At 63.2% G+C, this 10,704-nt stretch carries 10 protein-coding genes and 2 pseudogenes; 4 read left to right on the top strand and 8 right to left on the bottom strand.

The features are described from left to right. Both AC0L3L_RS19155 and AC0L3L_RS19150 read left to right on the top strand, forming a co-directional pair. Positions 1-185, top strand: a 185-nt coding sequence (locus AC0L3L_RS19155; RefSeq protein ID WP_473638727.1) for a hypothetical protein, incomplete at its 5' end; no start/stop codon positions are given. Positions 186-235: 50 nt separating this feature from the next. After that, on the top strand, positions 236-1,555 hold the full coding sequence (locus AC0L3L_RS19150; RefSeq protein WP_473638726.1) for an FAD-binding oxidoreductase: 1,320 nt from the start codon (positions 236-238) through the stop codon (positions 1,553-1,555). A gap of 56 nt (positions 1,556-1,611) precedes the next feature. Here AC0L3L_RS19150 and AC0L3L_RS19145 read toward each other — a convergent pair. After that, positions 1,612-1,931 (bottom strand): annotated as a pseudogene (locus tag AC0L3L_RS19145) (MOSC domain-containing protein); the annotation flags it as partial. After that, positions 1,931-3,886 (bottom strand): acetate--CoA ligase, encoded by a 1,956-nt coding sequence (gene acs, locus AC0L3L_RS19140; protein WP_473638725.1) that lies wholly within the window; start codon positions 3,884-3,886, stop codon positions 1,931-1,933. The gene acs and the pseudogene AC0L3L_RS19145, both read right to left, overlap by 1 nt. 305 nt (positions 3,887-4,191) lie before the next feature. Here acs and AC0L3L_RS19135 point away from each other — a divergent pair, with 305 nt between their 5' ends. Then, the gene (locus AC0L3L_RS19135; protein WP_065011174.1) at positions 4,192-4,464 is read left to right on the top strand and encodes an usg protein; all 273 of its coding nucleotides are present in this window, start codon (positions 4,192-4,194) and stop codon (positions 4,462-4,464) included. Between the two features lie 413 nt (positions 4,465-4,877). On the opposite strand, the pseudogene AC0L3L_RS19130 reads toward AC0L3L_RS19135, so the two are convergent. Then, positions 4,878-5,770, bottom strand: a pseudogene (locus AC0L3L_RS19130) (aldo/keto reductase); the annotation flags it as partial. 46 nt (positions 5,771-5,816) lie between these two features. After that, the gene (locus AC0L3L_RS19125) at positions 5,817-6,998 is read right to left on the bottom strand and encodes an MFS transporter (RefSeq protein ID WP_473638724.1); all 1,182 of its coding nucleotides are present in this window, start codon (positions 6,996-6,998) and stop codon (positions 5,817-5,819) included. A gap of 138 nt (positions 6,999-7,136) precedes the next feature. Here AC0L3L_RS19125 and AC0L3L_RS19120 point away from each other — a divergent pair, with 138 nt between their 5' ends. Next, positions 7,137-8,045 carry a LysR family transcriptional regulator gene (locus AC0L3L_RS19120; RefSeq protein WP_473638723.1) on the top strand — a complete coding sequence of 303 codons (909 nt, stop codon included), beginning with the start codon at positions 7,137-7,139 and terminating at the stop codon, positions 8,043-8,045. Between the two features lie 74 nt (positions 8,046-8,119). Here the strand turns inward: AC0L3L_RS19120 and AC0L3L_RS19115 are convergent, their stop codons facing one another. The 4 genes from AC0L3L_RS19115 to AC0L3L_RS19100 all read right to left on the bottom strand — a co-directional run bounded on the left by AC0L3L_RS19115 (position 8,120) and on the right by AC0L3L_RS19100 (position 10,656). Next, on the bottom strand, positions 8,120-9,172 hold the full coding sequence (locus tag AC0L3L_RS19115; protein ID WP_473638722.1) for an aldo/keto reductase: 1,053 nt from the start codon (positions 9,170-9,172) through the stop codon (positions 8,120-8,122). Positions 9,173-9,245: 73 nt separating this feature from the next. After that, positions 9,246-9,647: a PIN domain-containing protein gene (locus AC0L3L_RS19110; protein WP_473638721.1), complete on the bottom strand. Its 402-nt coding sequence runs from the start codon at positions 9,645-9,647 to the stop codon at positions 9,246-9,248. Next, complete coding sequence (locus AC0L3L_RS19105) at positions 9,647-9,901, bottom strand: type II toxin-antitoxin system Phd/YefM family antitoxin (protein WP_123151235.1); 255 nt, start codon at positions 9,899-9,901, stop codon at positions 9,647-9,649. The genes AC0L3L_RS19110 and AC0L3L_RS19105 overlap by 1 nt, the downstream gene beginning before the upstream one ends. Before the next feature lie 92 nt (positions 9,902-9,993). After that, positions 9,994-10,656, bottom strand: a complete 663-nt coding sequence (locus tag AC0L3L_RS19100) for a YggS family pyridoxal phosphate-dependent enzyme (protein WP_473525767.1) — start codon at positions 10,654-10,656, stop codon at positions 9,994-9,996. Between the last annotated feature and the right edge of the window lie 48 nt (positions 10,657-10,704).

Here is a 10,704-nt window from a genome sequence, read left to right as displayed (position 1 = left end):
ACGGGGGCTGCGCGGCGGACACGCCAACGTCACCGCTGAATGCCACGCCATTTTTGCAGAACTTGACGCACACAACTTCTGCTGATCTGATCGAGGGTGTTTTGGCACATCACAACCCCGCCCGCTGGTGTTATGCTGCCTTTCGCCTCCGAGGCTTGGTCAACGCTGACGTGCGACGAGGCTGAGGAGGGGGACATGGCAGTGACGGAGCTTCAAAACCGCAGTGGCGTGCGGATTGGCACTGATCTTATCGATGAGTTCGCCGTCGGGTTGGCTGGACGAGGCGCGCCGGATTTGGAACGCCGCAATCGACCGGCATCCGGGATTGGTTTCACGTTGCCTCGGCGTCGCCGATGTAATCCACACGGTGAAATTCGCCGCCAGAAACGACCTTCTCGTCGCGGTCCGTGGGGGCGGTCACAATGTCGCCGGGCGGGCACTATGCGACAACGGCATTGTTGTCGATCTCTCCGCCATGCGTGGCGTGCTGGTTGAGCCCAAGACGCGCACCGTGCGGGTGCAAGGCGGTGCGACGCTTGGCGACCTCGACCGCGAGACACATCTGCATGGGCTGGCGGTGCCGGTCGGCGTCGTGTCGAAGACCGGCGTTGCCGGGCTGACACTCGGCGGCGGCGTGGGCTGGCTGGTCCGCAAGCACGGGCTGAGTTGCGACAACGTGATCTCGTTTGAGCTGGTGACGGCTGAGGGACGCCTGCTGACGGCCAGCGCAGAAGAACACCCCGACCTTTTCTGGGCCCTACGCGGCGGAGGCGGCAATTTCGGCATCGTCACCTGCTTCACCTTCCGCGCGCAGCAAATATCGTCGGTGTTCGGCGGCCTGATTGTTCACGGCCGCGACAAGGCCCGCGAGGTGCTGCGCTTCTATCGCGACTTCATGGCCACGGCACCGGAGGAACTGACTGCCTACGCGGCCATGTTGACGACGCCGGACGGCATGCCGGCGGTCGGCATAGTCGCATGCTGGTGCGGTGACATGGAAGAAGGCGCACGCGTGCTGGCGCCGCTGCGAGCTTTCGGTCCGCCGCTGGTCGACGCCATACAGCCAATGCCCTACCCGTCGATGCAGAAGCTGCTGGACGGGGCGTTCCCGGACGGCACCCACAATTACTGGAAGGCGAGCTTCGTTCCGCAACTTACCGATACGGTCATCGACCTGCTTGTTGAGCATGGAAACCGCATGGAGTCGCCTCTCTCGGCCTGTCTCGTGGAGTTCTACGGCGGCGCGCCGGGCCGGGTCAGTCGCACGGACTCTGCCTTCGCCCAGCGGAACGCGGAATACAACATTGGGATGACCGCGCAGTGGACGGATCCGGCCGAAAGCGAAAGGCATATAGCCTGGGTGCAGGCCATGTACGATGCGTTCGAGCCGCATTCGAGTGGCATGCACCTTCTCAACTTTCAGAGCGAACCCGCGGACCAGGTGATCCGTGCCTCCTTCGGTGATAATTACAGTCGGCTTGCCGAGGTGAAGCGGAAATATGATCCCATGAATTTTTTCAGCCTCAACCAAAACATCTCGGCCGCGGCACACTAGGTTGGCGGCTGCGAGGTCCGGTTCGGGTGGGAAGGCGTCTTAGACCAGCTGCATCGCCTCGCCGAGGCTTTGAAGCCGAGATAGGAGGAAACGGCGCGGTTGCTTTCGGCGCCCGGTGCCGCCAGCCAATCGCCGTCGGGAATCGCGATCTCCAGTTCGCAGGCTTGCGACAGCCGGCTCCGGATGCGCGGCACCTGTGCCATTTCGTGTCGCGATCGGGCCGCGCGATCTCGTTGTTCGAAGCATCGATGAGGCCGAACAGGCGGTCGCCGTCGATCCCCTCTGGACCGACCGAAATTGCCTCCAGGCGTTCGCCTGCGAGCGAACTCGCCGGGTAGCGCCAAAGTTGGGTGCTGGCACCTATTGCCAACTGCATCAGGCCCTCTTGTTCTGCCGGTTGGCGACGAGGTCGTCGACGACCGCCGGGTCGGCCAGCGTCGAGGTATCGCCGAGCGCGGCAAAATCGTCCTCGGCGATCTTGCGCAGGATGCGCCGCATGATCTTGCCGGAACGGGTTTTCGGCAGGCCGGGAGCGAACTGGATCTTGTCGGGCGTGGCGATGGCGCCGATGTCCTTACGGACATGGGCGACGAGTTCCTTGCGCAGCTCCTCGTCCGGCTTCTCGCCGGCCATCAATGTGACGTAGCAGTAGATGCCCTGGCCCTTGATGTCGTGCGGATAGCCGACGACGGCGGCTTCCGAGACTTTCTCGTGCGAAACCAGTGCCGATTCGACCTCGGCCGTACCCATGCGGTGGCCGGAGACGTTGATGACGTCGTCGACGCGACCGGTAATCCAGTAGTAGCCATCGGCGTCGCGGCGGCAGCCGTCACCGGTAAAATACTTGCCGTTGTAGGTGGAAAAATAGGTCTGCACGAAGCGCTCGTGGTCGCCATAGACAGTGCGCATCTGGCCCGGCCACGAATCGGTGATGCAAAGATTGCCGCTCGCGACGCCTTCCAGCACATTGCCGTCGCCGTCGACCAGTTGCGGCTTGACGCCGAAGAAGGGCCGTGTCGCGGAACCTGCCTTCAGGTCGGTGGCGCCGGGCAGCGGCGTGATCAGGATGCCGCCGGTCTCGGTCTGCCACCAGGTGTCGACGATCGGCACCTTGCCGTTGCCGACGACATTGAAATACCACTCCCAGGCCTCCGGATTGATCGGCTCGCCGACCGTGCCGAGCACGCGCAGCGATTTGCGCGACGTCCTGGTGACATGGGCGTCGCCGGCGCCCATCAAAGCGCGCAACGCCGTCGGCGCGGTATAGAAGATGTTGACCTTGTGCTTGTCGATGACCTCCCAGAAGCGGGATTGCGACGGATAGTTCGGCACGCCTTCGAACATCAGCGTGGTGGCGCCGTTGGCGAGCGGCCCGTAGACGATATAGCTGTGGCCGGTCACCCAGCCGACATCGGCGGTGCACCAGTAGATGTCGCCGTCATGGTAGTCGAAGACATATTGGTGGGTCATCGAGGCGTAGACGAGATAGCCGGCCGTGGTGTGCAGCACGCCCTTCGGCTTGCCGGTCGAGCCTGATGTGTAGAGGATGAACAAAGGGTCCTCGGCCTTCATCTTCTCCGGCTTGCACTCCGCCTTCACCGAAGCGATCTCGTCGTGGTACCAGACGTCGCGCCCCGGAGCCCAGCCAACCTTGCCGCCGGTGCGGCGCACGACGACGACCTTGTTGACCATCACGAAATTCTTCGCGGCGATGTCGATCGCCTTGTCGGTGTTGTCTTTCAACGGAATCGGCTTGCCGCCGCGCAGGCCCTCGTCGGTGGTGATGACGAAAGTCGATTCGCAGTCGACGATGCGGCCGGCCAATGCATCCGGCGAGAAGCCGCCAAAGACCACCGAATGGATGGCGCCGATGCGCGTGCAGGCAAGCATCGCGTAGGCCGTTTCGGGAATCATCGGCATGTAGATGGTAACGCGGTCGCCCTTCTTGACGCCGTGTTTCTTCATCACATTGGCGAGCCGGCAGACATGCGCGTAGAGCTCGTTATAGGTGATCTTCCTGTCGTCGTAGGGGTTGTCGCCTTCCCAGATGATAGCGGTCTGGTCGCCGCGCTTCTTCAGATGCCGGTCGATGCAGTTCCAGGAAACGTTGGTCTCGCCATCCTCGAACCACTTGATCGAGACCTTCCCGTCGAAGGAGGTGTTCTTGACCTTGCTGTAGGGCTTGAACCAGTCGATGCGCTTGCCGTGCTTGCCCCAGAACTTGTCCGGGTTCTTCACGCTGTCGGCGTACCATTTCAAATAGGTGTCATTGTCGATCAGCGCATTCTTCTTCCACGCCGGCTGGACGCGATGGACATGTTCCTCGGACATATTTTCACTTTCCTCCCAAAACCAAGCCGTCCGGCTTGACCGCCGTCGGCATCACGGCGAAGCGGCCGCGAATTCGCGCGCATTATTAACAGTTCCGCGGTAACGGCAATATTAGACGTTGGATTTGCGCGGCGGGATGCCGCAGACGCTTCTTCACTGTTGTCAGCACTCGGGTTGGATCGCTGCTAACTACATGTTTTTGCGTCGTAAACCCGGCCTCAGCTACGAAATATCAATAGACGATTAAGCAAATTGCGCGCACAATTTCAAATTGGGAGGAAAGGAGAATCAACCAGGGGACCGCGATGCGCGACCATTCCGAAATGGACCTGATGCTCAAGGGCTACGGCTTGACCACGGCCAAGATCCTTTATCATTTTCCCGATCATCCGCATCTGTTGCAGAGCTTCATCTGGCAGGACTACGACATCGCTCCGAAATTTCCGGTGCTGATCCGGTTCATCGAGTTCTGGCAGACCAAGCTCGATGGTCCGCTGCATTCGGTGAGCTATACGCACCAGAAGCTGATCGCGCCCAACGAATGGCACAAGGTGGACGGCGAGTTCGTGCTGCATTAGGGCGTGTCGATATTCAGGTGAGGCCGGCCTGCGAATGGCGGCTTCCTGCGCTTACCTACAGCGCCGCGCGCCCTATTGGGCGGGCAAAGGACGCTGTAGAACTTTGATTTTGCGCATGACCTTTCCGAAATCGATCTCGATTTCGGGGTCATGCGCGGGCTCACGTACTTTAAGTACGCTCCGCTCCGGTTCTCGGAAGCCACCATTCTCGGCGCGGCCTGACCTGAATCTCAACATGCCCTGTCGCCGGGCGTTTGAGGTATCGAGCGGGGTCAGACCGCAGGCGGGCTCAGCCGGGCAAAACCCTCCTGCCGGCGATAGGGGAAATACGGATAGGGCGCGGTGACCGCGCTTGCCGCGTCGAGCTTCTTCATCTGGTCTGATGTCAATGACCAACCGACGGCACCGAGGTTCTGGCGCAGCTGTTCCTCGTTGCGCGCGCCGATAATGACAGAGGCGACAGTCGGCCGCTGCAGCAACCAGTTGATGGCGATCTGCGGCACCGTCTTGCCGTTTCCTTGGCGACAGTGTCGAGCGCATCGACGACCCGGTAGAGTTGCTCGTCCTCGACCGGTGGCCCGAAGCCTGCGGTGTCGTGCAACCGGCTTGTTTCCGGCAGTGGCTCGCCGCGGCGGATCTTGCCGGTCAGGCGGCCCCAGCCGAGCGGGCTCCACACCAGCGCGCCAACGCCCTGGTCGAGGCCGAGCGGCATCAGCTCCCATTCATAATCGCGCCCGACCAGCGAGTAATAGACCTGATGGGCGACATAGCGCGGATAGCCGTTCTTGTCCGCCAGGCCGAGCGATTTCATCACTTGCCAGCCGGAAAAATTGGAGACGCCGACATAGCGCAGCGTGCCGGCGCGCACGAGACTGTCCAGCGTCGACAGCACCTCCTCGATCGGCGTTGCGGCGTCGAAAGCGTGCAGTTGCAGCAGGTCGATGTAGTCGGTGCCGAGCCGCTTCAGTGCGCCCTCGACGGCCTTGATGAGACGCGAACGGGAGGAGCCGGCATCGTTGGGTCCGTCGCCCGTCGGCAGCGAGGTCTTGGTCGAGATCAGCACGGCATCGCGGCGGCCCTTGATGGCCGCGCCGAGCACCTCCTCGGAGGCGCCATTCGAATAGACGTCGGCGGTGTCGAACAGGTTGACGCCGGCCTCAAGGCAGATGTCGACCAGCCGCCGCGCTTCCGTCGCATCGCTGTTGCCCCAGGCGCCGAACAGCGGCCCCGAACCGCCGAAGGTTCCAGCGCCGAACGAGAGCGCCGGGACCTTCAGACCCGAGGCGCCAAGACGTCGATAATCCATGGTTTTGCTCCTTGTATCGAAGGGTGGTTGGATTTGTTTGGGATCGTCACGACCGGGCGGATGCCGGTGCGCCGAGCTCCGAGCTGCGGTCGAGGCGCAGCGCTAATCCCGCCACGGCCAGTGCGGAGAGTGGCAGCAGGGCGGCGACCCAGCTGACGGCGCCGAGGCCGGGGCCATGGGCGATCACCACGCCGCCGAGCCAGGCGCCGGCGGCGTTGCCGAGGTTGAAGGCGGCGATATTGAAGGATGAGGCCAGGCTCTGGCCGGCGCCTTCAGCCTTTTCCAGCACCCACATCTGCAGCGGCGCCACGGTGGCGAAGGCGGCGGCGCCGAGCAGGCCGATATAGATGACGGCCATCACCTGGCTGTGCAGGGCGAAGGTCATCGTGCCGAGCACCAGCGCCAGCACAACGAGACTGCCGAGGACGGAAGGCACCAGCCAGCGGTCGGCGAACTTACCGCCAAGCAGATTGCCGGCGATGAGGCCGCCGCCAAAGACCAGCAGGATCGGCGACACGGCTGCTTCCCCAAAACCGGTGATCTCGGTCAGCAGGGGAGCGATATAGGTGAAGACGGCGAAGACGCCGGCATAGCCAAGCACGGTGGTGGCGAAGCCAAGGAGGACCGGCGCGCGGCCGAGCACGGCGAGATCGCCGCTCAGGTTGCTCTTCTCAGGCGCTGCCTGGCTGCGCGGCACCAGCAGGAGAATGATGGCGAAGGCGACGATGCCGACCAGGGTTACCGCCCAGAAGGTCGCCCGCCAGCCGAAGGCCTGGCCGAGCCAGGTGCCGAAGGGCACGCCGAGGATGTTTGCGATGGTCAGGCCGGTGAACATCAGGGCGATCGCCGAGGCCTTCTTGTTTGGCGCCACCAGCCCGGTCGCAACGACCGAACCAACGCCGAAGAACGTGCCGTGGGCAAAGGCGGTGAGCACGCGGGCAGCCATCAGTGTCCAGTAGTCGGGGGCGAGCGCGCAGGCGAGATTGCCCAGCGTGAAGATCGCCATCAGCGCCAGAAGCACGGTCTTGCGCAGCCAGCGGCCGGTGGCGATCGTCAGCAGCGGCGCGCCGATGACGACACCGAGCGCATAGCCGGAAATCAACTGGCCGGCGGCCGAGATCGAGACTCCGAGATCGGTGCTGACGTCGAGCAGCAGGCCCATGATGACGAATTCGGTGACACCGATGCCGAAGGCACCGGCGGCGAGGGCGTAAAGAGCAAGAGGCATGGCGGTTCCCATTTCGATGACAGCCAGTGTTGAAGACGGGACGCCGTGTCCTCCCACGCCCCGTCCCGGAAGATCGTGTCGCGGCGTGCTGTGAACCAGCCTTGCGCAGGGCACATTGTCTGTGAAATAGATTCACGAATGGCGAGACCCGACATCAACCGCTCCGGCGAGATCGAAGTGTTTGTCCGCGTCGTTGAGGCGGGGAGTTTTTCGGCCGCCGCTCGCGCGTTGCGGATGACGCCGTCGGCAGTGAGCAAACTGATTGCGCGGCTTGAGGCGCGTCTTGGCGCGCGGCTGATCAGCCGTTCGACACGCAAGCTGCAACTGACACCGGAGGGCGCGGCCTTCTTCGACAGCGGCGTGCGCATCCTGGCCGACATGGCGGCAGCCGAGCGCGAGGCGGCGGCCGGCGCCGCCCCGCGCGGCCGGCTGCGGGTCAACAGCTACGTGCCCTTCGGGCAGCACCGGCTGATCCCGCTTTTGCCGCGTTTCCTCGAACGCTATCCGGAAATCACCATCGATCTGGTTTTGACCGATCATGTCATCGACCTGATGGAGGAGCGCGCCGATGTCGCGATCCGCGCCGGGCCGCTCGGCGAATCACGGTTGGTGGCGCGCAAGCTCGGGCAAAGTCCGGTGGTGGTCGTCGCTGCGCCGTCCTACCTCAGGACGCACGGCATCCCCCGGACGCCGGCCGATCTCGATCGCCACAATCGGATGGGTTTCTGTTTCGTGCGCCATGTCGATGATTGGCCATTCGTCGACGCGGCCGGCGAGGCCGTTCTCGTTCCGATAACCGGAAATGCGCTGGTCAGCGATGGCGAGGCGATGCGGCTGATGGCGCTTTCGGGGGCGGGCATCGCCCGGCTGGCGCGCTGGCATGTGGAACCCGACATCGCCGCCGGGCGGCTGGTACCGCTTCTGGAGGCCTTCAACCCAGGCGACGAGGAGCGTACCCACGCCGTCTATGTCGGACAGGGCAAGCATTTGCCGGCGCGGGTGCGGGCCTTTCTCGACTTTCTGGTCGAGACGGTCCGCCTGACCTGAGCCTAAAGAAGATCGGAGCCAAAGAAGATCGGGAACCGGTCGGCTCCCGAAACATCAATCGAGGTGAGATTGAATTACCTTTTCGGCGCAAAGGGCGCCGGCCGCCGGCCGGCCGCCTGACGCTCGAGCATCCAGCCCGGATATTCGGCCGGCAGCGCGCTGACCTCGTCGAGACGAGCAAGATCGTCGGTGTCGAGCTTCAACTCGGTGGCGGCGAGGTTCCGTTCGAGCTGCTCCATGCGGCTGGCGCCGATGATCACGCTCATCACGAAGGGTTTGGCGAGCACATAGCTCAGCGCGACCGTGGCGACGCTGACGCCATGCTTGCCGGCGATCTCGCGCATGACGGCGACCGCCGCCCAGGCGCGGTCCTCATTTACAGGCGGGAAATTGAAGCTGGCGCGGCGGCCTTCGCCATTGCCGGGCGCGCCGGGTCCGTATTTGCCGGAAAGCAGCCTGCCCGCCATCGGCGACCAGACCATCAGTCCAAGCTTCTCCTCGTTGAGCAGCGGAACGATCTCGCGCTCCAGGTCGCGGCCGGCGATCGAATAGTAGGACTGGACGGTCTCAAAACGGGCGAAGCCCTTGCGTTCGGCGATGCCCAATGCCTTGGCGATGCGCCAGGCCGCCCAGTTCGAAACGCCGACATAGCGGACCTTGCCGCTGGCAACCAGATCGTCGAGCGCCCGCAGCGTCTCATCGATCGGCGTCACCGTGTCGGTGCCGTGAAGCTGATAGAGACCGATATGGTCGAGCTGCAGCCGCTCGAGACTGCCCTCGACCGAACCCATGATGTGGCCGCGCGAGGAACCGCGCTGGTTGGGGCCGTCGCCCATGGCGCCATGGACCTTGGTGGCGATGATCACATCCTGCCGGTTGATGCCGAGATTCCGCAGCGACTGGCCGAGAAGCCGTTCCGATGCGCCGAAGGAATAGACGTCAGCGGTGTCGGAGAAATTGACGCCGGCGGCGAGCGAGCGCTGGACGATCCTGTCGACGCCGTCCTGGTCGAGGCTGGCGATCAGGCCCCATTGGTCGTTTTCGCCGGCGGCGCCGAAGGTCATGGTGCCCAGGCAAAGTTCGGAGACGAACCCGGCCAATATAGGAACGATACGTTCCGTTTCCATTCGTTGGCATAACGGCCTAGTGGTTCTGGACCAAGCTCCGCGACCCGACGATCCGGCGTGGTGGGGAAACAGGTCAGATTGTCCAAGGATTGAGGACCGTCACCCCGGTATCGTCGAAATAGGCGACGTTTCGCGTAACCAGAATGAGGTCGTGGACGAGCGCGGTCGCGGCGATGAGCGCGTCGGCGCTGCCTCGCGTGCGGCCAGCCGAGATGCGACCCCACGACAACGCGACATCTTCAGTAACCGCAAGGATGCGGTCGGCATTGTCCCGCCGAAGCTCTCGCAGCCACAGATCGAGGCGCGTTGCCCGTTCGGGATCGACCTTGCGCAGCTTGACGATCCCGCGTTCGATCTCCCCGAGCGTGATGACACTGAGATTGACCGAATCCGGATCCACTGAAGCTAGCCACGCGGTAGTCTTGGGCAAGCGTCGTTCCACATCCGAAACGATGTTCGTGTCGAGCAGGTACATCAGAGGTCGATGTCGCGGATCATCGTATCCGAGCGACGGTTGACCTCTTCGGCGAAATCATCATCCCAGACGGGACCGGTCAGAAGATATTCTGCCAGTGACTTCTTTTTTCCCGACAAGCGGTCATAGTCTTCGGCAGAAAGCACCACCGCCGCGCGCTCGCCACGCAGGGTCACCGTCTGTGGTCCCTCGCTGCGCGCGCGCTGAACCACTTTGGAAAAGTTGTTTTTCGCATCCTGAAGATGCCAGTTCATGGGTCCCTCTCCTAGCTAGCTTGGCTAGATATATGCCTGACGCGCCCGACTATCAAGGTTGATCGCTAAACTGCCGCTAAGCGAAATGTCCGCTAACGGCTGCCGAAGATCGCCGAGCCGATCCTGACACTTGTCGCGCCGAAGGCGATCGCGGTTTCGTAGTCGCCGGACATGCCCATCGAAAGCTCCTCCACACGTGCCCCCGTGCTGAGCTTTTCCAGCAGCGCGAAATGCGGACCGGGATTCTCGTCGGCCGGCGGGATGCACATCAGGCCTTCGATGGCGAGGCCATGGACGTCGCGGCAGCGGGTGACGAAGGCGACAGCCTCGCGCGGCTCGATCCCTGCCTTTTGTGGTTCCGAGCCGGTGTTGACCTGAACGTAGAATTTTGGTGACCGGCCTTGTCTGGCGATTTCCTTGGCGAGTTCGGCCGCGATCTTCTCCCGATCGACCGACTCGATGACGTCGAACAGCGCGACCGCTTCCTTCGCCTTGTTCGATTGCAGCGGACCGATCAGATGCAGCTCGATGTCGGGGAAGTCCTCCTTCAGCGCCGGCCATTTGGCTTGTGCTTCCTGGACGCGGTTCTCGCCGAAGACGCGCTGGCCGGCGTCGATGACCGGGCGGATATCGTTGGCGCTGAAGGTCTTCGAGACCGCGACCAGCCTCACCGCGCCGGCTTGCCGTCCTGCCTCGCGCTCGGCGGCGGCGATCCTCGCCTTGACCGTGAAAAACTGTTCGACGGCGCTCGCCATCCTATATCCTTGACTCTGGTTTTTGTCCTGGCCGGAGCGTCGCAGTTG

The organism is Mesorhizobium sp. WSM4849 (genome assembly GCF_055811385.1).
Note: the sequence above shows the minus strand (reverse complement) of the source record. Positions and strands in the feature narration are given on the sequence as shown.